20 protein-coding genes and 1 pseudogene are annotated in these 21523 nt (G+C 42.2%); 10 read left to right on the forward strand and 11 right to left on the reverse strand.

Translation table 11 applies throughout. The annotated features are described in order from the left end of the window. Positions 1–293 precede the first annotated feature (293 nt). From NYE65_RS15650 to mreBH, 4 genes are all read right to left on the reverse strand, one after another. Positions 294–1520, reverse strand: coding sequence for a cation:proton antiporter (locus NYE65_RS15650; RefSeq protein WP_063577434.1), 1227 nt, complete (start codon positions 1518–1520; stop codon positions 294–296). Positions 1521–1526: 6 nt separating this feature from the next. Then, the gene (locus tag NYE65_RS15655; protein ID WP_034305691.1) at positions 1527–2024 is read right to left on the reverse strand and encodes a cation:proton antiporter regulatory subunit; all 498 of its coding nucleotides are present in this window, start codon (positions 2022–2024) and stop codon (positions 1527–1529) included. A gap of 52 nt (positions 2025–2076) precedes the next feature. Then, the gene (locus tag NYE65_RS15660; RefSeq protein ID WP_063577433.1) at positions 2077–2640 is read right to left on the reverse strand and encodes a tyrosine-type recombinase/integrase; all 564 of its coding nucleotides are present in this window, start codon (positions 2638–2640) and stop codon (positions 2077–2079) included. A gap of 265 nt (positions 2641–2905) precedes the next feature. Further along, complete coding sequence (mreBH, locus tag NYE65_RS15665) at positions 2906–3913, reverse strand: rod-share determining protein MreBH (protein WP_057278618.1); 1008 nt, start codon at positions 3911–3913, stop codon at positions 2906–2908. A gap of 276 nt (positions 3914–4189) precedes the next feature. On the opposite strand from mreBH, the gene NYE65_RS15670 reads away from it, so the two are divergent. The 4 genes and pseudogenes from NYE65_RS15670 (at position 4190) to map (ending at position 8094) form a co-directional block, all read left to right on the forward strand. Continuing rightward, the gene (locus NYE65_RS15670) at positions 4190–5287 is read left to right on the forward strand and encodes an AbrB family transcriptional regulator (protein ID WP_340861207.1); all 1098 of its coding nucleotides are present in this window, start codon (positions 4190–4192) and stop codon (positions 5285–5287) included. A gap of 384 nt (positions 5288–5671) precedes the next feature. After that, positions 5672–6464 (forward strand): annotated as a pseudogene (gene motA / locus NYE65_RS15675) (flagellar motor stator protein MotA). Positions 6465–6725: 261 nt separating this feature from the next. Further along, positions 6726–7241, forward strand: a complete 516-nt coding sequence (locus NYE65_RS15680) for a type 1 glutamine amidotransferase domain-containing protein (protein ID WP_340861208.1) — start codon at positions 6726–6728, stop codon at positions 7239–7241. A 106-nt stretch (positions 7242–7347) separates the two neighbouring features. Then, positions 7348–8094 carry a type I methionyl aminopeptidase gene (gene map, locus NYE65_RS15685; protein ID WP_034305678.1) on the forward strand — a complete coding sequence of 249 codons (747 nt, stop codon included), beginning with the start codon at positions 7348–7350 and terminating at the stop codon, positions 8092–8094. Positions 8095–8134: 40 nt separating this feature from the next. Here map and NYE65_RS15690 read toward each other — a convergent pair whose 3' ends face one another. The 4 genes from NYE65_RS15690 to NYE65_RS15705 form a co-directional block, all read right to left on the reverse strand. Further along, the gene (locus tag NYE65_RS15690; protein ID WP_053533693.1) at positions 8135–8377 is read right to left on the reverse strand and encodes a DUF2164 domain-containing protein; all 243 of its coding nucleotides are present in this window, start codon (positions 8375–8377) and stop codon (positions 8135–8137) included. A gap of 12 nt (positions 8378–8389) precedes the next feature. Continuing rightward, positions 8390–8905, reverse strand: coding sequence for a molybdopterin-guanine dinucleotide biosynthesis protein B (mobB, locus tag NYE65_RS15695; RefSeq protein ID WP_340861209.1), 516 nt, complete (start codon positions 8903–8905; stop codon positions 8390–8392). After that, positions 8893–10158: a molybdopterin molybdotransferase MoeA gene (locus NYE65_RS15700; protein ID WP_340861210.1), complete on the reverse strand. Its 1266-nt coding sequence runs from the start codon at positions 10156–10158 to the stop codon at positions 8893–8895. Before NYE65_RS15700 ends, mobB begins: the two co-directional genes overlap by 13 nt. 97 nt (positions 10159–10255) lie before the next feature. Beyond that, positions 10256–10480 carry a DUF1128 domain-containing protein gene (locus NYE65_RS15705; protein ID WP_034305672.1) on the reverse strand — a complete coding sequence of 75 codons (225 nt, stop codon included), beginning with the start codon at positions 10478–10480 and terminating at the stop codon, positions 10256–10258. Between the two features lie 230 nt (positions 10481–10710). Between NYE65_RS15705 and NYE65_RS15710 the strand changes: the two genes are divergently transcribed. Both NYE65_RS15710 and NYE65_RS15715 read left to right on the forward strand, forming a co-directional pair. After that, positions 10711–11103, forward strand: coding sequence for a hypothetical protein (locus tag NYE65_RS15710; RefSeq protein WP_106027547.1), 393 nt, complete (start codon positions 10711–10713; stop codon positions 11101–11103). A gap of 16 nt (positions 11104–11119) precedes the next feature. Then, the gene (locus NYE65_RS15715) at positions 11120–11959 is read left to right on the forward strand and encodes a YihY/virulence factor BrkB family protein (RefSeq protein WP_340861211.1); all 840 of its coding nucleotides are present in this window, start codon (positions 11120–11122) and stop codon (positions 11957–11959) included. Positions 11960–12189: 230 nt separating this feature from the next. Here the strand turns inward: NYE65_RS15715 and NYE65_RS15720 are convergent, their stop codons facing one another. Both NYE65_RS15720 and NYE65_RS15725 read right to left on the reverse strand, forming a co-directional pair. Then, positions 12190–14109 (reverse strand): heavy metal translocating P-type ATPase, encoded by a 1920-nt coding sequence (locus tag NYE65_RS15720; protein WP_328130042.1) that lies wholly within the window; start codon positions 14107–14109, stop codon positions 12190–12192. Positions 14110–14440: 331 nt separating this feature from the next. Next, the gene (locus tag NYE65_RS15725; protein ID WP_340861212.1) at positions 14441–15607 is read right to left on the reverse strand and encodes an MFS transporter; all 1167 of its coding nucleotides are present in this window, start codon (positions 15605–15607) and stop codon (positions 14441–14443) included. Positions 15608–15796: 189 nt separating this feature from the next. On the opposite strand from NYE65_RS15725, the gene cax reads away from it, so the two are divergent. Then, positions 15797–16855: a calcium/proton exchanger gene (cax, locus tag NYE65_RS15730; protein WP_262869818.1), complete on the forward strand. Its 1059-nt coding sequence runs from the start codon at positions 15797–15799 to the stop codon at positions 16853–16855. Positions 16856–17316: 461 nt separating this feature from the next. Further along, a complete protein-coding gene (locus NYE65_RS15735) occupies positions 17317–18129 on the forward strand; it encodes a YfkD famly protein (RefSeq protein WP_034305665.1) in 813 nt (270 codons plus the stop codon). Between the two features lie 33 nt (positions 18130–18162). On the opposite strand, the gene yfkAB is transcribed toward NYE65_RS15735, so the two are convergent. Further along, a complete protein-coding gene (yfkAB, locus tag NYE65_RS15740) occupies positions 18163–19290 on the reverse strand; it encodes a radical SAM/CxCxxxxC motif protein YfkAB (protein WP_057278629.1) in 1128 nt (375 codons plus the stop codon). Positions 19291–19440: 150 nt separating this feature from the next. On the opposite strand from yfkAB, the gene NYE65_RS15745 reads away from it, so the two are divergent. Next, on the forward strand, positions 19441–19626 hold the full coding sequence (locus NYE65_RS15745; RefSeq protein ID WP_034305661.1) for an SE1561 family protein: 186 nt from the start codon (positions 19441–19443) through the stop codon (positions 19624–19626). A 291-nt stretch (positions 19627–19917) separates the two neighbouring features. Then, positions 19918–21486, forward strand: a complete 1569-nt coding sequence (locus tag NYE65_RS15750; RefSeq protein ID WP_034305659.1) for a fumarate hydratase — start codon at positions 19918–19920, stop codon at positions 21484–21486. Positions 21487–21523: the final 37 nt, after the last annotated feature.

The raw sequence follows: 21523 nt of genomic DNA on the forward strand, positions 1-21523 counted from the left end.
AGAAAAGAAATTGAAACCTCTAATCCGGGCACTTGTAGAAGCTTGTGACAATGACATAGCCCGTAAAACAAATTTGGAGAGAGGCAAGTTTTAAATCCTCAGTAAAGAAATATCCCTCAATCTCGAAAGTTTCTAGAATCACTGTGAATAGGTGCTGTTGAAACTTCAAGTAAGGCAACCATACTACTACTAGGTATGATTTTATGCCGGCTTTCTTACAAGTATTATCATGTTAGTGAGTTATGAAAGGTAAGCAGAAAAAAGGCCAGAAAGCAATTTCCGGCCTTTTTCTTCTATTGGACTTCTTTTTCCTGTTTCTTTTGAACTTTCGGAGGGGTCCATTTGAATACTTTATTTAGGATATTATAGATGTGTTTGGATTCTTTTGTAAGGATCGGCCCAAGAATCGCTAAGGTTAAAACATAAAGTGCCGCAAACGGGGTTAGTATAGGCATTAAACCTCCTGCAATGCCTAAGTTGGCTAAAATGATGGAGAATTCGCCGCGTGAAACGATCGTTAAACCGATGTTTGCGGAAGCTCTGTGAGATAAACCGGATTTGCGTCCGGCAATCATACCAGCTGCAAAGTTACCGATTATGGTGATGATGACGGCACCAAGAACCATCCAGACAGCTCCGCCAAGGGTCGTCGGATCGATACTCAAGCCAAAGCTGAAGAAAAATATGGCCCCGAAGAAGTCTCTGAAGGGAATGACAAGTTTCTCGATCCTGTCGCTATGCTCCGTTTCAGAAAAGACCAGGCCGAGCAGTAATGCACCAATGGCTTCCGCAACATGAATCGTTTCCGAGAAACCGGCGATGAAGAATAGTAATGCGAACACGACGATGATAAAAATCTCATCGGAGGTTATATTGAATAATTTGTTAAGGACCCCAGATGCTTTCCGGGCGATAACGAAAAATATCAGCATATACCCAATCGCGATAAATGTAGAAAGTAATGTTCCCCAAACGGAACCAGAAGAGCTTAATACCAATCCGGATACGACTGATAAATAAACAGCGAGGAAGATATCTTCAAACATGATGATGCCAAGGATTAACTCCGTTTCATTGTTACCGGTCCTTTTAAGGTCCACAAGTACCTTTGCCACGATGGCACTTGAAGAAAAACTGATGATCCCGGTTAATATCAGGACCTCTTTTAATGGAAGACCTAGCAGGAAGCCATACAGCAAGGCCATTCCCACGTTGATTAAAATGTAATAGGTTCCGCCTGTCACGATATTTTTCCCTGACTTCATAAGCTTTTTGACGGAAAATTCAAGCCCAAGGTAAAACAGAAGGAATAAAATACCGACACGACCGAGGAATGCTATGATTTCATCACTTTCAATGAAACGCAGGTCAATTAATCCGAAGTGCGGGGCATGGGGTCCAACGAGCATCCCGATGATAATTAATAACGGAACATTTGATATTTTGAATTTACCTGCAACGAGAGCGGCTAATGCCACTAGAAGTAGGGCAGTTCCCACTTCAAAGACTAAATGATCCATATGAGCTTAGTCACTCCTTTCGTCGGTCAATAATTCTCTTATCAGGTTACGAATATCTTTTCTTTCACCGGATATTACAAGGGTGTCGCCTGTTTCGATGATGGAGTCTGGACCAGGATTATTCAGTTGTTTTTTGCCTTTTTTAGAATGGGCGATGACGGTCACGTTATAATTGCTCCTGATATCAATCGAACCGATCGTTTGATTGATGGCCTTTGAACCGGGTTCGACTTTGAACCATTCGATCACCAAGTCACCCAAGGACATTTCAATTGTTTCAAGTGCTTGTGGTTTATAGACCATGCCGCCTATGATGGAAGCCAGTTGCCGGGATTCCTGATCATTAAGGGTGATGCTCGATATGACGTCTTCATGTTCATTATCAAAATGGTATAATTCCCGACGGCCATCATCGTGAATGACGATTACTAACTTTTCATCATTTCTCGTTATGATTTCGAATTTTTGGCCAATACCAGGAAGTTCACTTTCTCTAATTTTCACTGGAATTCCTCCTTAAAATGTTGGTTAGAGTTAATAGAAGATAGCAGAATGTTTATAAGTTAACGTCAATATTCGTCTTGAATTTCTTCTCCTTGGATAAACCGATGTATTTTAATGTCTCCGATGGACTGGAATGATGGTAATGCTTCTGTATCAAGGCCAGAGACACGCCTTGTTTATAGGCATGGTAGCCAAAAGTCTTACGCATCGAACTTGCTCCGAATTTGCCTGTAAGCCCTGCACCTTCCACAGCATCATGGATGATTCGGTGCGCCTGTTGACGTGTAATCGGCTTTTTTGTCTTAGGGGAAAGAAATAAAAACTGACCTTCGATAACCTTCGAGCCTTTAAGGTATTCTTGTAGGGCGGTACGGACTTTCAGGTTCAAATAAATTTGGTTGACTTCGTCAGTTTCCGTCCGTTGCTCATAGAACTCCTTGATTTTGCCCGTTTCATCCAGAACGCTGGCGACGGTGATTTCGAGCATTTCATTTATCTTCATACCTGTATTGATGCCGAGTACAAACAATAAATAATCCCGACTGGAGTGTGCGCGTAAGTATGTTTTTATTTTGCTGATTTGATTGATATCCTTAAAGGCTTCTACATATTCCATAGAACTTCTCCTCTTACCAATGTAACATAATTATATTATAACACAAGTTATGTAACATCGCATGCAATTAGTTCTGCACGTGATGCCTACCCAATCAGTAATGCTTGCTTTCGAACGTAAAAAATCCTTTTCCTTATTCTCAGCTCAAACGAGGTAAAATATTTCCGGGAAGTTATTTAATGTGGAGATTGTGTTTGCATCATGGGGGGGGAATCGGTCTGGAATGATAAAAAAAGAAACCCCAAGTTGGGGTTTCCTAATCTTTTTAGTACACGGCTTTTTGTAATTTGTGAATGACCTCAAGTGAAAGCCCGGTTCCGATGGCAACTGATTCAAGCGGGTTATCCGCAAGTTTGACAGGGACGACGATTTCATTCGTCAGCCATTCCTGTACCCCGTTGAGAAGTGCACCCCCGCCGGATAGGATGACTCCTTGATCGACGATATCGCCGCTCAATTCAGGAGGACAATCTTCCAAAGTGGCCCTTATTGCTTCCAGTATATGAAGAAGCGATTCCTGGATGGCTTCCTGGACGTCAGTGGATGATATTGTAATCGGTTTTGGTAGCCCTGTTACAAGATCGCGGCCCCTGACTTCCATGGTGATCACGGAATGTTCAACGAGTGCGTAGCCGATTTCTTTTTTTATTTCCTCGGCTGTTCTTTCCCCAATCAGCACATTATGTTTTTTCCTGACATATTGGCTGATATCTTCATCCAATTGATCTCCGCCAATTCTGATTGAATTGCAGGAAACGACGCCGCCATAAGAAATGATTGCGACTTCAGTCGTTCCGCCGCCGATATCAACGATGACATTGGCAACGGGCTCTTCGACAGGCAGGCCCGCACCTATTGCTGCCGCTACCGGTTCCTCGATAAGGTGGACCTGTTTCGCTCCGCAGCTTTTGACTGCATCCTGAATGGCCCTTCTCTCAACTGAAGTGGAACCTGATGGTGTACAGACCACTACACTAGGTTTGCGAATCGATAAACCTAGGGCCTTGCTTGCTTTTTTCATGATTTCCTTAAGCATTTGCGCGGTCACATTAAAATCCGCAATGACACCATCCTTAAGCGGACGGATTGCCACGATATTTCCGGGTGTTTTCCCGATCATGTTTTTTGCATCAACACCGACTGCCAATACTTTATTAGTCTCTATATCAATGGCCACCACAGATGGCTCATTAAATACGATTCCTTTATTTTTACTGTAAACTAGCGTATTTGCAGTTCCTAAGTCAATGCCTATTTCTGTATTTGATAACATCTAGTCACCCCTCCATAAGAGTTTGACCCCCTATATATATTATTCTACCTTTTATTGCGAGTTTGTGGGGGTGGGAAATCTAGTAAATGGTGGAAGTGCCATGCTGTTTCTTTTCATGGAGCGAAAACATGATTAAATATAAAAAATTGCACTGGAGAAGGTATCACTGCTGCGCTCCTCGCTTCAGTCGAAAACAAGCGTGGATGACAGCTTTGAACCAACTTATTTTATGTTAAGATATAGATGAAAAACCGCTTAGATAAAGAAGGTAATTTTGTGAGTGCAAATTTAATCGAGAGTAAGAGTTTTAGAATCATTTTTACAGCTTTTCTAGCATTCCTGGGTGGTTACGCGTTTAATAGCCATGGCATATACCTGCCATGGATGCTAGGACCATTATTCGTCGTGATGATTGCGAAAGTGAAGTTAAGGAAGTACTTATATTGGTCCAAAACCTTTAGAAGTACTGGATTGGTCATTCTAGGTTTACAATTGGGCAGTTCATTCACGAAACAATCGTTAAATGAGATGATTGAATATCTGCCTGTAATGCTTTTTACGACAATCGCAATCATTTCATTTACAGTGTTGACTGGCTGGTTTATCGGAAAACGAATGAATTTATCCTTGGGCACATCCATGCTTGGCAGTTTCCCGGGAGGTCTTTCCCAGATGGTGGTCTTAAGTGAGGAAATGAAGGATAGTGATGAAACGGTTGTAGGTTTTATGCAAACACTGCGGGTCATCCTGGTAATTTCCATTGTCCCTTGGATTGTGACTCATGTAATGTCAGTTGAACCAGGTGCGGTAATGGCCGTAACGGAGCGGCCGTTTTTCTTTTTTGAATATGATGGGAAATTAGCAATCATGATGTTGTTAACCTTGATAGTGTTCATTTTCATCACAAAGAAAGCCAATTTTCCGCTGCCTTTTTTGCTAGGACCTCTCATGGCCGCAGCACTATTCAATTTAGCAGGCCCAGGTGCCCCGCAGATTCCTGACTTTTGGTTGAACCTGTCGCAATTGTTGATCGGCGCACATTTAGGCTACACACTGAAGGTAGATAATCCCCGACTTTTCAGAAAGATGTTCGGAGCCGTATTCGTCAGTAATGTCCTATTGATTGGATTTTGCTATTATCTTTCCATTCAGTTTGCCCCGACCCTATCTTTACAGGCGAATGAACTTTTTTTGAGCATGGCGCCAGGCGGCGTAGCCGAAATGGCAGTCACAGCCATGTCTGTGCATGTGGATTTATCCGTTGTCACAAGCTTTCATTTATTCAGGATCTTATTCATTTTATTTTTTCTGTCCCCCATCATAAAATGGCTGGCCGGAAGAAATCATGGAAAACAAGAACAGGGACAAAGCTGACAAGCTTTGTCCTTTTCTTTCGGAAAAACTGAAGAGTGAGAAAAAATGTCAGCGATATGCGGAATCACGAGTAAAAGCGTGAAACTCACGAGTAAAAGCACGAAACCCACGAGTAAAAGTGTGAAACTCACGAGTAAAAGCGTGAAAACAACGAGTAAATTCGTATATTCCAGATGTTATGAGAAAATCATGTACGGAACATGCTTGAGGTTCCATTCTTGAAGGAATATTTTGTGCTGTTGATAAGCTCATGCAGGCAATAAGGTGGTGGATTTTGTGATGATTTAATGAAAATTGAAATTGAATAGTAAAATAATCCTCACTTTTTTTGAACTTCATCCGATATAAGGAGGAGACGAGACTTTAAATGAATGGGTGAGTATTATGGATATAACATCAGTTTTGGGCGTAGTTCTTGGTATTGTGGCCATCTTAGTCGGAATGGTGTTGAAAGGTGTTAGTGTAACGGCGCTGATTAATCCGGCGGCTATTTTGATCATCATTGTAGGGACGATAGCTGCTATCGTAACGGCTTTCCCTTTGTCGGAATTAAAAAGACTGCCAAAAATATTCAAGATTTTATTCTTTGAACAAAAATTGACAAAGCCGGAAGAATTAAATAAAGACCTTTTCGGAATGGGCGGTCATTGCCAGGAAGGAAGGCTTATTGGCCTTGGAAAGCATTTCGGATCAGGTGGATAATGGCTTTTTGAAAAATGGCTTGAACCTTGCAGTCGAAGGTCAGAGTGCCGATTATATTCGTGATATTTTAGCAGGAGAAAGAGACGCGATGGAAGAACGTCATTTAAGTGCGGCGGCGATTTTCAGTCAAGCCGGTACATACGCACCGACGCTTGGCGTATTGGGTGCCGTAATCGGGCTGATTGCTGCATTGGGGAATATGGCTGACACAGAGGCATTGGGACATGCCATATCTGCAGCGTTCGTCGCGACCTTGATGGGGATTTACACGGGGTATGTGTTATGGCATCCATTTGCCAATAAGCTCAAACGGAAATCGCAGCAGGAAGTCAGGATCAAAGAAATGATGATTGAAGGGATTTTATCGATCATCGAAGGGGAAGCGCCGAGAACGATCGAACAGAAATTAACATCATATTTGCCTGCTGGAGAACGTAAAAAGTGGTTGGAAGGCGATGTGAGAGATGATGGCTAGGCGCAAAAAGAAACAAAGGCATGAAGAGCATATCGATGAATCATGGCTGGTTCCTTATGCCTAAAACAGGAAATGGATCAATAAAAGAATCATCAATGCAATACACGTTGTTGGCCAGTATCCTAAACATTGATTCGCGGTATTTTACTCATGGACAAAGGGTCAACTATTAATTATGTGTTTTATTTATCGTGTCAGAGGGAACATAAATAAAGTGCAAAGTAGGTTCATTCGATTCAAAAATTGAGGAGATGAATGATTATGGGTAAAAAAATCGCATGTGTAGTAACGAATATGTTTGAGGACTCGGAGTATAGTGAACCGGCAAAAGCATTTGAAGAAGCTGGCCATAAGGTAACGACGATTGAAATGGTGAAAGGGAAAACGGTTAAAGGGAAACAAGGGGAGGTGGAAGTCGAGATTGATGAAAGCATCGACTCGGTGAAACCGGAAAGTTTCGATGCGTTATTCATCCCCGGTGGATTCTCGCCTGATCAACTGCGTGCTGACGAACGCTTCGTATCTTTCGCAAAATCGTTCATGGATGATAAAAAGCCTGTATTTGCGATCTGTCATGGACCGCAGTTGCTGATTACGGCCAAAACACTTGAAGGACGCCAAGCAACAGGGTATACATCCATTAAAGTCGATATGGAGTATGCAGGTGCCACATATTTGGACAAAGAGGTTGTGGTTTGCGGCAACCAGCTTGTAACCAGCAGGACTCCTGAAGATCTACCGGCATTTAACCGGGAATCGCTCAATCTATTGAAATAATGAAAAATCCCGGCGGCTGCCGGGATTTTTCATTTTAAAGGATTCATATACTTCAATCTTTGCAGTAAAATAAAAGGAGAGACGAATAAAAAAGGAAGTGTCACGATTGATCGTATTAAAATCTGCACGTGAAATTCAAGCGATGCATGAATCGGGTAAAATTTTGGCAGCTTGTCATAGGGAGATTGCAAAGTTGATTGTTCCTGGTGTGACAACATGGGAAATAGAAGAATTTGTTGAAGGATTTTTAAAAAAACATGGTGCGAAGCCGGAACAAAAGGGTTACAAAGGGTATGAGTATGCGACATGTGCCAGCATAAATGAAGAAATCTGTCATGGTTTCCCTCGTAAGACCCCTTTGAAAAACGGAGATATCGTAACGATTGATATGGTCGTCAATTATAATGGGGCCCTTGCTGACTCTGCTTGGACGTATACGGTCGGTAAGGTTTCAAAGGAAACCGAACATTTAGTGAATGTGACGAAGGAATCTTTATATAAGGCAATTGAAGTATGTGTGGAAGGCAATCGGATTGGAGATATAGGTCATGCCATACAAACATATGTCGAAGCGGAAGGCTTCTCTGTCGTTCGTGATTTCATCGGACACGGGATAGGGAATGTCATTCATGAAGAGCCTCAGGTTCCGCATTATGGACTGCCGAATAAAGGTCCGCGTCTTAAGGAAGGAATGGTATTCACCATCGAGCCAATGGTAAACGTAGGTACATATAAAGCAAGCCGGAATCCGAATGGATGGACGGCATCCACAGCAGATGGGAAATACTCGGCTCAATATGAGCATACGATTGCCATAACGAAAAACGGTCCGTTGATTCTAACCGAACAGTGAACATTAAAAAACAGCATCGATTATGATGCTGTTTTTCATTTTAATCAATGGGGCGTTCCAATGAATACAAATCCTCTTCGATATTTCCTAATCTGTTCTCCATGACTTTTTTAGCATCTTTGATCCCTTCATTGTAAATAAAGGGAGCGATATTTTCGAAAATGTACTGCAAGTGATTTTCAGCAGCAATTTCACCGATTTCCTTCCCATGTTCCTGATAAACATATTCTTGGATACTTTCAATCATTTTACGGCGTTTTTCTATGGGGAATTGAATGAACATTGTCCCACTCCTTCATATTTGTTCTAAAAACCATGTAATGAATTGATCCGAATCCAAAGGGAAGACAGGTACTGAAGCATGATTCCTGGTTCGCTCAAGACATTCGGGCCAAGCCACCGCTGCCTTGACATTGGTAAGCCGTTCCAATAACGGGAGGTCACTTTCTTCCTTGATTAAAATGACCTTGGGAAAATCCTCTTGCTTATACCCTTCAATTAAAATCACATCAGGGAGAAATAGACACAGTAATTGAATCAGCTCAGTGATAGGGGCGCTCGCCCTGAATTTGCCGAGCAGCTCGATTGTTCCATCTCCTTCAACAAGTGAAGCGGCCGCCCCAGCAAGAAAGTGTTTATTGGAATCCTTCGTGCCTGTAACATCTGGTTTTCCGCCATGTCCATGATGTTTTAAAACGGCTGTCTCTAATTTTGCTTCGCGCAGCTTTTTGATTAAATTCGTTATGAAGGTCGTTTTTCCTCTATTTTGGTAGCCGACCACCTGAAAAATAAAGGGCTTCACCAAGGCCATTTGGAACCTTCCTGATCATCGAGGAGCAGGATGTCCACGAAGTCTCCCGTTTGGAAACCACGTGTCCCCCCAGGTAAGACGGTCAGTGAATTGGCACCTGCCAAGCTTGTTGTAATATTCGATTTATCCACACCGCTTGGAATTACCTTCAACTGGCCGGATTCGTAAAATAATCGGGTGCGAAGCAGACGTGAGAATGGATTGGGTTTTAAGAAGTCCTCTGCCAATTGGGCCGTCTCTTTTCTTAAATGCGGATATTTCGAAAACAGCATGGTGCGGATGATCGGTCTTGCAAATAGTTCAAAGCCGACATAACTGGCGGATGGATTGCCGGATAAACCGAATAAAAATTTGTCATTATATACCGCTACGGTCGTCACGCTGCCGGGGCGCATGGCCACTTTGTTGAATAATACATCAGCGCCAATCTTTTGATAAATATCCGGGAGAAGGTCAAAATCACCGACAGAAACTCCTCCTGTTGTAATGAGCAGATCCACTTCCTCCAACGCAGTTGAAATGGCCTCGTAGCTTAATTCGAATTCGTCCTTAAGCTTTCCATAAAAACGGACTTCCCCCCCGGCCCTCCGAATTTGGGCGCAGATGGCATGTGAGTTGCTGTTGCGGATTTTCCCAGGCTGCAACGGTTCATGAACATCAAGCAGTTCCGATCCCGTAGCGAATAATCCGACGACAGGCTTCCTGGCAACTGGCACTTCGGCATAACCGAATGTTGCCAGCAAGCCGACGATCCCTGGATTGATCGCTGTTCCTTTTTTTACAAGAACATCGCCTTTCTTTGCATCCTCGCCTTGAAAAGAAACGTTTTCGCCTTCCTTAAGTGAGCGTTTAAATGATATGTACTTCTTTCCGTCCTTTTCGAATTCCTTCGTAAGTTCAAGCATGATTACGGCATCACACTCAGCTGGCATTTGGGCTCCAGTCATGATTCTTGCCACTTGATTTTTTTGAACGGGAATAGTCGATACCATACCCGCAGCCAACTCTTCCACCACTTCGAACTCGAGGGGGTTATTTATGGAACCTTCAGAAGTATCCTTGGACCTGAGGGCGAATCCATCATATGGGGAGCGGTTAAAATGTGGAACATCATTTGTAGCTACAATATCCTGAGCTAAAAAGCGGTCTTGGCTGTCCTCGAGGGGTATCAGTTCCACATGTCCCGTTAATTTATGCTTCATCACTTTTTCCACTGCTTCTGCGATGCTGATGGGCTTTCTTCTTTCTACCATGCCTACAACTCCTGTCCGTTTTCAATTTCTATATCAAATGTAGCAGAATTTTTTTGAAAATGAAAAAAATCCTCACCGGTAGGGGAGGATTTGAATGTTACTTATTACGCAGTCTTCCAAGTTCTTCAGCGATCGCTTCCATTTCACGGACACTGAAATTCGTTTTTTTCATCACCATTGTATAAATATCGTGCAGTTCTTCGTACATTTCAATATCAAAATGAGTTGATTTGATTGCACCGAAGTTCATTACTTTTAATTTATCCTTGATTGCCTCGATCATAAACTCGACACTTTCGGCTGTGTTTTGCGTTAAATCCATTTCCTTCATCCTTTCATACGTTCCTAAATTATTTTCATCTTTGCATGATTACCGCTGGAAGTCAATGAGTATTCGGGTGGGATATGAAGCTTGACCCCGATAATCTTGGTGATCTTTGCGTTTTAAAGTGAGAGAGTTTGGGAAAAGATAGGAAAAAACTTTTTTAAACATTGTATAATGGAGAGAGCTACCATTATCCATCAACTAATATATGCCGAGGAGGAGAATATATGAGCAACATTCGAGAAGAATATAAGTGTGCCAAGAAAAGTAAGTTTATGCAAGCGGTCTTTATTGGGGCGTTAGCTGGGGCGGCAATAAGCCTTTTTGACAAGCAAACGCGTTATTCTGTATTGGAAAACAGCAAAAGCTGCATGAGTAATATGAAGGAATTCGTGAAGAATCCCAATGGGGTGCTTACACAAGTGCGTGAAACATCATCCAAGGTCCGTTCCACTGTTGAAAAAATTTCCGAAGATGTATCCTTCATTTCCCAAAAGGTTGAGGAAATGAAAGATATTCCATCACAAGTTGCCCAAGTGGTGATGGAGACGAAGGAAGTTTTTACTGCAGAGGAAGAAGAGCCGTCTTCTAGAAACCACGAACGAATTTCCTTAAATTAGAAAATGGGGTGGGGGTATGGCCACTAAAAAAGAATGGCTGAAAGGCTCATTCTTCAAGACTTTGGTAAAACGGTTACAGGTCGATGATGTGTCGGGGCTTGCCGCACAGCTGTCTTATTTCTTCTTACTTTCCCTGTTTCCGTTGCTTATTTTTTTATTCACTTTATTGGCCTATCTGCCATTTTCACAAGAAGATATATTAAATACCGTCCGTACATATGCACCTGACGATTCGATGAAAATTATTGAAGCTAACCTATCGGAAGTGTTGGAAGCGAATGGGACTTTATTGTCGTTTGGTGTCATAGGAACGATATGGTCGGCATCGAATGGGATGAATGCAATCATTAAAGCATTTAACCATGCATATGGTGTAAAAGAAAGTCGAACTTTCTTTATTTCCCGGGGAATGTCGATTCTTCTCACTTTAGCGATGATTTTTGTTTTTATTGTCGTTTTATTGCTGCCGGTATTCGGAAAACAGATTGGAGTGTTCCTATTTGCCGAAATTGGACAATCCGATGAGTTTCTTACGATTTGGAACCAACTTCGCTGGGTGGTCAGTACGCTTGTATTTTTAATTGTGTTCACCATCCTTTATTGGATTGCGCCCAACATTAAGCTAAAGTGCATAACCGTACTGCCTGGTGCAATCTTTGCAACGGCAGGATGGAGCCTCGCTTCTTTTTTGTTTTCATTTTATGTGGAGAACTTCGCTAATTATTCCGCAACATATGGAAGTCTTGGAGGAATAATCGTATTAATGGTCTGGTTTTATTTATCGGGTCTCATAATTATACTGGGCGGGGAAATAAATGCGCTCATTAGTGAAAGGAAAAAGCCAGAATGTGCATGAGCTTCCTGGAGTTTCCGTAATAGCGGATTATCATGCTGCGGATACTATTCAAGAAATGACCACTTTAAAAGAGGAGGAGTTCTTTCATGAGTAAAAAGGATGGCGGCACAAAACAAAAAGGAAAAAATAAAGGATCGAACCATAAAACATCAGGTTCTGCAAACGGTAAGAACGGATATCATTAAATGAACATAAAAAAAGGGAGCCTTGGATGGCTCCTTTTTCATGGTTTAGTTTCTCAAAAGTCTTAAGCTGTTCAGTATAACGAGGATTGTGCTTCCTTCATGGCCAATGACGCCATATGGGAGGTCCAGGAATTGAAGGAAATTGGATGCTATCAGGATCATGATGACCGAAATGGAAAAGATGACGTTTTGTTTGATGATCCGATTCATCTTCTTGGATAATTTGACTGCTTCCGCGATGCGCGGCAGGTCATTCTTCATCAGAACGACATCCGCTGTTTCCAAGGCAACATCCGTTCCTTCACCCATGGCAATTCCAACAGATGCTGTTGCCAGAGCAGGTGCATCATTGATTCCATCCCCAACCATCGCTACAGTGCCAAAATGTTCTTTAAGCTTTTTCACTTCAGTCACTTTCGTTTCTGGCAGGCATTCGGCAATATATGCATCAATATGGCTCTCCGAGGCAATCGCTTTAGCCGTTTTTTCACCATCGCCTGTCAGCATGACGGTATGGATGCCCTCATTCCTCAAAGCTTCGATGGCTGTTACGGTTTCATCACGCACGACATCTTTCAAAGTGAGTATACCGGCAATTCCGTGATCATCTTTAGCATACACGATTGTCTTACCTTGTTCAGCCAATGTCAGCGAAATGCCATTTTGGAATCGTTCTGCTTCACTGCGACCGACGAAATCAGCTTTTCCGACTTGCCAAAGCACGCCATTGATGTATGCTTGAACCCCATTACCGGAGATATCTTCCATGTTAACCGGTTTAATGATATCTCTTTGCAATTTCGTTTTGGCATAACGAACGATCGAAGTTGCCAAAGGGTGGTTCGAATAATTTTCAACAGATGCAATGTGAAATAAGAAATCTTCCTCGTTTAAATCTTCGCGGATAATGACATCCGTTACCTCTGGTTTTCCTTTTGTCAATGTACCGGTTTTATCCAAAGCAATTGCCTGCAGGTTACCTAGATTCTCAAGATGGATGCCGCCTTTAAACAAAATGCCATGACGAGCACCATTTGAAATGGCTGAAAGTGTAGCAGGCATAATAGAGGCCACAAGGGCGCAAGGAGAAGCGACAACGAGCAGGATCATCGCTCTGTAGAATGTTTCAGTCCAGCTCCACTCCAATAGGAAATGGGGTACGAACATCATCAAACCGACGACCGTCAATACCACTTTTACATATGTTCCTTCAAACCGTTCAATGAACAGCTGGGAAGGCGACTTTTCACTTTGTGCGGATTGAACGAGAGTGATTATTTTTTGAAATAAAGTTTCACTTGCCGGTTTGGTGATTTCCACGGTAATCGTACCACGGAGATTAACCGTTCCAGCGAAAACTTCATCATCCAATGATTTACTGACTGGTATGGATTCGCCAGTAATGGCGGCTTCATCGATATTGGTACGTCCGTCCGTGATTTTTCCATCTGAAGGAACTCTTTCTCCTGGTTTCACTAAAATCAGATCCCCGACATGCAGTTGGGAAACGGACACGGTTTCTTCATATCCGTTAGTTACGCGCAGTGCTTCTTCAGGCTGTAAGTCCATAAGTGCCGAAATTTCTTTATGGCTCTTATTCATCGTGTATGTCTCAAGGGCACCGCTTAAAGCGAAGATGAAAATCAATATGGCACCTTCCGTCCAATATCCGATGACCGCAGAACCGATGGCCGCAAAAATCATCAGCATCTCAACATTCAACTCCCGGTCGGCAATCGTATCTTCTATGCCTTCTTTTGCCTTGGCATATCCGCCAATCAAGAAAGAGGCTAAGTAAATGACGATGGAAGCGGACTCCATTCCGTTCTTTGAAAGGGCCCAGCCCAAAACTATTAATAAACCGCTGAATAATGCAGCAATAAGTTCTAAGTGAGGTTTTGCTTTTTCCAACCAAGTGGTTTTGCATGTAGCCGGTTGGGTTAAATGTTTAGTATCTGTAGTCATAAGATTCCCTCCCACATTCTTCTCTATTTTGTGTAAATGATATAGATTATCATTTCCTTTATATCTAATTGAGAAAGATAATCAACGTCATTTCTCTGGATAAAATATGAAAGCTGCCACCGTAATTGCGATGACAGCAATGTTTTCAAAGGTTTATTAAGGTGATGTCCCTTTTGTTAATATTATATTACCACATATCCTATTCAAAAATAAAGAAGAATGATTCTAATCTAGTAAAAAATATAAAGTATCGAATCTCCAATATACAGGCACTCTTGATAAATCCGTTCAAATTGAATAATAAAAGAAGTAGTCCAGATAATAAACTATATTACATAACTGAAGCAGGCATTTTCTCCTTAAACATGGCCAATGAAATGAAGACAAGGATAAGCATGATGCTGATCATGTAGAAAAAATTCCCGCCTTTGATATGTTCAATGACCAGGCCGCCAAAAAATGGACCGCCGATGCTGCCGAGACTAAAGAAAATACTGCATAATAAATTTCCTGCAGGTAATAGGTTTCGAGGCAAAAGATCTGCCATATAACTGATTCCCAGCGAGAAAGTCGAACCAACCATCATTCCGCCAAACATAAAGCAGATGAATAGACCAAGCACTGAATCGGAATAAATCCCTGCAAGCGTGAATATCGCAAACCCTGAAAAAAGGATCGTCAGCAAGGTCTTTCGCCGGCCAAAACGGTCACTGATCATCCCTAAGGGAATCTGGGTAAGCAGGGTCCCTGCGGAAAATGCCGGAATGATGATGGAAACTGCCGTTAAATCGATTCCGGAGCGCAGGGCGAATACAGGGAAATTGCTATTCAATGATGCCTCAAGCACGCCAAATGTGAACGGAAGTAAAAATGCGACCCAGGCTATGCGGCTTACTTTCGTAAACCTTTGGAGTGTGCCCAGGAATGATGTGCTTTCAGAATCATCCTGTTCAGGAAGTTCATTTCTAATAAGGAAAACAGCAGACCAGGCGAGAAGGCTAAGTATGGATGTGATGATGAAAGGCAAAGATTGATTAATCTCGAGAAGCTTCGTCATCAGCGGGCCTACCATGAAGCCAAGACTGAAGAAAAGTCCATAAATGGCAAGATTCCTTCCGCGCTTCTTTATTGGTGAAATGGCAGTGATCCATGTCTGGGTAGCGAAGTGAAGTGTATGATCCCCGATACCAATGAAGAAACGAAGGACAAACCAAAACCAGAATGATTTCCAAACAGGAAATAAGGCAAGCGATAGAATGACCGTTATCCCGCCAAATATGATCAATGGCTTATAGCCGTATTTACGGAGCGGTGCTTCCATAAAAGGGGAAATCAACAGAATTCCAATATAAAGCGAGGCTGCATGAAACCCGTTCAGGGATGAACTAAGTCCGTCATTTTCAAAAATGATGGCAATGATCGGCAGAAGCATCCCTTGAGAAAACCCCGATATGCCGACAATTAAGATTAAAACGCTAAAAAGCAATTTATTATTCATAAAATCAAGTCTCCTAAGAAATGTATACCTTCTTGATGTTACATCTTAGGAAGAGGATTAAGCAATAGAAATTTGGGTAAATATTGACAAGAAGAGAGAAGATGATAAAATTTTCCTTTGTCTTCGACCGAAGATTTTGTATGATAGTTTTTGTTACATAAAAAGAACTATAGGATTGTGAGGAGAAGTATCGTGAATAAAATATTTTTGGGGCTTGTCCTGCTGGGCGTCCCTATATCAGTCATCGGGTCATTATTGCATTGGCCGAGTGTGATCATGTTCATCGTTTATTGCTTAACCATCGTCGCGCTTGCAGGCTTCATGGGCCGGGCGACTGAAAGCTTAGCGATCGTCATGGGACCAAGGATTGGCGGTCTTTTGAATGCAACCTTTGGGAATGCAGTGGAATTGATCATATCCATCTTTTCATTAAAGGCGGGGCTTGTGGGGGTCGTGTTGGCTTCTTTGACAGGTTCCGTATTAGGGAACTTATTGTTGGTGGCAGGTCTTTCATTCTTTGTCGGAGGGACTAAATACAAACGGCAGAAGTTTAATGTATTCGATGCGAGGCATAATGCCGGTCTATTGATTTTTGCGGTTATTGTAGCCTTTGTCATACCGGAAGTATTCACACAAGACATGAGTGAATCAAGCACGATGTCGTTAAGTGTAGGAATTTCCATTATATTGATCTTATTATATCTTGCTGCATTATTCTTTAAGTTGGTTACTCACCGCGGGGTATATCAGCATACGGAGAAAACCGAGGAACATGAGGAGGAAGTACCGGAGTGGAGCAGGAAAAAGGCAATTATAATACTTGCTGCCGCTACATTGGCCGTTGCGTACGTATCGGAAAAACTTGTCCATACGTTCAGCGAAGTGGGGGAAACCTTCGGATGGTCTGAGTTATTCATCGGTGTCATTATCGTTGCAATCGTGGGTAACGCGGCAGAGCATGCGTCCGCCGTCATAATGGCCTATAAAAACAAAATGGATGTCGCAGTGGAGATAGCCGTCGGTTCCACGCTTCAAGTAGCGATGTTCGTAGCTCCTGTACTCGTACTTATTTCGTTAATGTATCCAACGCATATGCCGCTCGTCTTCACACTGCCAGAACTGATTTCCATGGTTACAGCAGTCTTCTTGATGATCATGATTTCCAATGACGGGGAAACGAACTGGTTTGAAGGCCTTACCTTATTGGCCGCTTACTTCATTATGGGAATTGGATTTTATTTATTATAAGAATGCAGGCCTTCCGATGTGGAAGGTCTTTCTTTTAATAAAATAAAAATGACTCTGCTCAGGTTAGATTTAGCAGAGTCATTTCTATATTAGTAAATTACCATTCATAAGTTATTCCAAAATTTTTCATCATGCTTTTGTAAAAGTTGAGAAAATATTCTAGAGTGTCACACCATCCTTTTACATCAGATTTAAGTATTGGCGAATTCGTTTTCTGTCATCCTTTAAAAGGGTGTCATGGATTGTTCGATAAGCATACCTCCTGAAGGTTTAATAGGTATGAACGATTTCGCCTCCTTTTTATAATGTAAATTAAGTATAACCGATTTGAAAAGAAAAGTAAATATTCTGAACCTTACAAATTCATTACAAAGTTGAAATCTGAATGAAATGTATAGAATGTTAGCTAAAAACAAAATCTATAAACAAATGATTGAACCCCTCAAAAGGAGTGCGACAGCATGAGAAGAACTATTCTTATTACGATGATTGCCCTAATTGCCTTCATACAGGCGAATGTAAGTTTTGCAGCAGATATACCAGAAGTCAAAGCAAATCCGAACAAGGTGAATATTCCTCCTTCCGTATTGAATATTGCAAAGGAGAATACGTATCCGAACCCGACCCAGGATCTTCCGATGCTGCAGCCAAGTAATCTTGCCGAACAATTGATCGAATCGTCGGATATCAAGATTGAAAATCCAGAACTTATCCAAATGTTGAATGAATCCGCAATTGCAAAGGCCCCGCTTGCTTTTGGATACAGGGCGACCATATACCTTGGTCATTGGGCCTTGAATTATGAGTCTTCGGAAACGGCACCAAACTGGGAATACCAAAAAATCAATACGAATTACTATGATAATCGCGGCGGTGAAGTTCCATATAAGATCCGTTATGTCCAGGAAAGTCAGAAGGCAGTGAGTGGCGGTCTGACGGCGAAAATTCCTAAGGCTGAGGATGTTCAAAAGATGATGCTGTTAAAAGCCACCGAGAAAACGAATTTGCCTTTGGCTTTTGAAACGATCATTGGAGCTGGTACGAAAAAAGATCAAGTATACAATGTTGCGTCAAATAGGATTGGTTACTTATCCAGTTTTGCTTCCGCCGTAAATGAAAAAGGCAAGGTCACATATGGGGAAGTGTATTTAAACCTAAAAGGAAATAAAAGAACCATTACGATAAAGAACATCACTTCCCAAGGCATCGGTGCATGGATACCGGTTCAGGACCATGTTTCCTTCAGTTTTACAGTCTCACAGCAACCCAGGTAAATTGAAAAACTCGCCGGATTGGCGAGTTTTTCTTCATATGGTTGACTTCCTGATCCTGAAGTCCTCTTTCGGGTAGTATGCATTTTTGACGAGTACATTCGGGCCTAGACATTTGACTGCCGGGCAGTGGCAATTCAATTCATTGGCCAGTTTCGAATTCATCCATGTTTCATAGGATTCGGTCAAGGGCTGATCTTTGATATTCCCTAATGTAGGCGCGTCCCCAAAATCGGTCACGATCACTTCCCCGGTGAAAATATTGATGTTCAAACGTGATCGTCCATCAGGATCATTTCGCACAGTCACTTTATGTGAACCATAAAGGCGTTGAAGCAGCTTAATATCCTCTATACTGTTATTGCAAGGATAAAATGGCAGGGTACCGAAAAGCATCCAAACATTTTCATCTCGGATATCAAGCAAATGATGAATCGCTTCACGCATTTTGTCCAGTGATAAAGTTTCAAGTGCCGAAGCGAAATCGCTTGGATACATCGGATGAATTTCATGCCTTTGACATCCCATTTCATCGACGATCTGCCTGTGTATATGCTCAAGATGAGGCAATGTACGTTTATTAAGCATCGTTTCCGCAGATACCAGTACACCAGCCTTTGTCAGGGCACGGGAATTTTCGATCATTTTATCAAATAATTTCTTTCGCTGTTCCCGGGATGGTTTTCGGTCCATCATGGCAAAGCCGATATCAATGAATTCATCGATCGTTCCCCAATTATGGGAAATGTGAAGAACATCCAAATAAGGAATGATTTCCTCATACCGTTCCAAGTCAAGGGTCAAATTGGAATTGATTTGTGTCCGGACCCCGCGACTACGGGCATATTTCAATAGAGGCAAAACATAATTCTTCACTTGTTTTCTTGAAAGCATCGGTTCCCCACCAGTAATGCTGAGCGAGCGAAGCAAAGGGATCTCATCAAGGCGCTGGATCAGTAATTCCAGAGGCAGTGCATCCGGGTCCTTGGGCTGGAGTGTGTAACCGACGGCACAATGCTCACAACGCATATTGCAAAGGGTGGTGGTGGTGAACTCCACATTGGTAAGGCTGAGTTTTCCATATTGTTCAACGTCCATATATGCTTCCCAAGGATCATACTTGGGTGTAATTGGTGTTAAAAGATCTTGCTTGATTATTGACATATTTAAAACTCCTTACGTAATAATGCACTAACCCATTATGAACAATGGGGACAAAAATTGTCAAATGGCGGAGAGCTGCATTTATAGCTTGCCATTGCACTTTCAAGCAGATTTCGTTACGATGAAAGAAGAACGGAAGGAGAGTGCCTCATGGGAAAATCCATTACAGGTAAAAACGAACAATTAACATACTTAAAAGAACGCCTCACGATGTTCATGGAAGTTCTTGATCATATCGAACCGGAAAATACGGAGTTGGAAGATATAGACCGTTTAATCGGCATGATAGATGATTTGGAAGGCAAAGTGGAACAATTCAAAACCCGCGAAGACTAATATCTGTTTCGATAGTATGATTTTTTCAATGTTAATATTCATGAAGGGATGACGAGAAACTTCGTCGTCCTTTTTTGATGGAAATGTTTGGTGATGAAATTTAACATATGGGCTATTTCTGGCGCTTTACCCATTTCTCTCTAAATTGCTGTTCATTAAGAAAAATAATTACTTGTTTTCGAAAGATTATGTTAGATGTATAATAAAACGGGTGTGAATCATTCACTATTTATAGAGAAGCAGGGAAATGATTAAATCTAATCTAGGGGAAATAAGAGGGGGAAGAGAAATTTGGATATTCAAAAATTCCAAGAAAGTATGTACAGTCTTATCGTTGAAACTTCAACGAATCTTCCAAAGGATGTTCGTCGTGCGGTCAAAAGTGCAAAACAACGTGAAAATGCAGGTACTCGTTCTGCATTGAGCCTGACCACCATCACGAATAATATTACAATGGCCGACGACAATGTATCACCGATTTGCCAGGATACTGGTCTGCCGACTTTCAAAATAAAAACTCCAGTTGGCGTGAACCAACTTGAAATAAAAAAAGCAATTCGAAATGCAATCATTTTAGCGACAAAAGGCGGAAAACTTCGTCCAAACGCAGTTGATTCTTTATCGGGTGAAAATAGCGGGGATAACCTTGGGGAAGGTCTACCTGTCATTAAATTCGATCAATGGGAAAAAGACTATATTGATGTTCGTCTCATCTTAAAAGGCGGAGGCTGTGAAAATAAAAACATCCAATACAGTCTGCCTATGGAACTTGAAGGATTGGGAAAAGCGGGCCGTGATTTGGACGGAATCCGTAAATGTATCCTTCACTCTGTCTACCAAGCACAAGGACAAGGCTGCAGTGCCGGCTTCATCGGCGTGGGTATCGGAGGGGACCGTTCATCCGGATATGATCTGGCTAAGGCTCAACTTTTCCGCAGTAATGAAGATGTGAATCCGAATGAAGATCTTCGTCAACTTGAAGATTACATCATGAAGACTGCCAATGAATTGGGCATCGGCACGATGGGCTTTGGCGGCGAAACTACACTGCTTGGATGTAAAATCGGTGTCATGCACCGTATTCCGGCAAGCTTTTTCGTATCCGTTGCTTACAACTGCTGGGCGTTCCGCCGTTTAGGAGTGAAAGTCAATCCTGAAACAGGCGAAATCAATGAGTGGTTGTATCAAGAAGGCGAGAAAATCGACTTTGCTCTGGAAGCAGAAAAAGCAGCGAAGGATGAAGTGGCAGCCGCTGCAGAATCGGACGTTGAAGCTTCCCGTGAAATCACCCTGCAAGCACCAATCACGGAAGAACAAATCCGTGAATTAAAAGTGGGTGACGTAGTTCATATTAACGGCAGAATGTATACAGGCCGTGACGCCATCCACAAGCACTTATCTGAAAATCCTGCACCAATCGACCTGGATGGACAAATCATCTATCACTGTGGACCAGTTATGCTGAAGGATGAAGAGGGCAAATGGCATGTGAAGGCCGCCGGACCAACAACAAGTATTCGTGAAGAACCATACCAAGGCGATATCATGAAGCGATTCGGCATCCGTGCAGTTATCGGTAAAGGCGGAATGGGTCCAAAAACACTAGAGGCATTAAGTGAACACGGCGGCGTTTATCTAAATGCAATCGGCGGGGCTGCTCAATATTATGCAGACTGCATCAAATCTGTCGAGGGTGTGAACTTCACTGAATTTGGTATTCCAGAAGCAATGTGGCATCTGAATGTTGAAGGTTTCACTGCAGTAGTTACCATGGATTCACATGGAAACAGCCTGCATAAAGACGTTCAGCAATCTTCATTGGAAAAATTGGCACAATTCAAAGAACCGGTATTTAAATAAATGTTTCGCAAAAGACGCTCACCAAAAGGTTGAGCGT

Origin of the sequence: Peribacillus sp. FSL R5-0717, assembly GCF_038002945.1 — a bacterium.
Taxonomy (GTDB): Bacteria; Bacillota; Bacilli; order Bacillales; family DSM-1321; genus Peribacillus; species Peribacillus frigoritolerans.

Excerpts from the sequence above, each read along its gene's own strand:
- NYE65_RS15715 (WP_340861211.1), top strand. The coding sequence starts at position 11,120 with ATGGCCACTAAAAAAGAATGGCTGAAAGGCTCATTCTTCAAGACTTTG.
- mobB (WP_340861209.1), bottom strand. The coding sequence starts at position 8,905 with ATGGCCTTGGTGAAGCCCTTTATTTTTCAGGTGGTCGGCTACCAAAAT.
- NYE65_RS15720 (WP_328130042.1), bottom strand. The coding sequence starts at position 14,109 with ATGACTACAGATACTAAACATTTAACCCAACCGGCTACATGCAAAACC.
- yfkAB (WP_057278629.1), bottom strand. The coding sequence starts at position 19,290 with ATGTCAATAATCAAGCAAGATCTTTTAACACCAATTACACCCAAGTAT.
- NYE65_RS15710 (WP_106027547.1), top strand. The coding sequence starts at position 10,711 with ATGAGCAACATTCGAGAAGAATATAAGTGTGCCAAGAAAAGTAAGTTT.
- NYE65_RS15660 (WP_063577433.1), bottom strand. The coding sequence starts at position 2,640 with ATGGAATATGTAGAAGCCTTTAAGGATATCAATCAAATCAGCAAAATA.
- NYE65_RS15745 (WP_034305661.1), top strand. The coding sequence starts at position 19,441 with ATGGGAAAATCCATTACAGGTAAAAACGAACAATTAACATACTTAAAA.
- NYE65_RS15735 (WP_034305665.1), top strand. The coding sequence starts at position 17,317 with ATGAGAAGAACTATTCTTATTACGATGATTGCCCTAATTGCCTTCATA.
- NYE65_RS15680 (WP_340861208.1), top strand. The coding sequence starts at position 6,726 with ATGGGTAAAAAAATCGCATGTGTAGTAACGAATATGTTTGAGGACTCG.
- NYE65_RS15705 (WP_034305672.1), bottom strand. The coding sequence starts at position 10,480 with ATGGATTTAACGCAAAACACAGCCGAAAGTGTCGAGTTTATGATCGAG.
- mreBH (WP_057278618.1), bottom strand. The coding sequence starts at position 3,913 with ATGTTATCAAATACAGAAATAGGCATTGACTTAGGAACTGCAAATACG.
- NYE65_RS15650 (WP_063577434.1), bottom strand. The coding sequence starts at position 1,520 with ATGGATCATTTAGTCTTTGAAGTGGGAACTGCCCTACTTCTAGTGGCA.
- NYE65_RS15690 (WP_053533693.1), bottom strand. The coding sequence starts at position 8,377 with ATGTTCATTCAATTCCCCATAGAAAAACGCCGTAAAATGATTGAAAGT.
- NYE65_RS15725 (WP_340861212.1), bottom strand. The coding sequence starts at position 15,607 with ATGAATAATAAATTGCTTTTTAGCGTTTTAATCTTAATTGTCGGCATA.
- NYE65_RS15700 (WP_340861210.1), bottom strand. The coding sequence starts at position 10,158 with ATGGTAGAAAGAAGAAAGCCCATCAGCATCGCAGAAGCAGTGGAAAAA.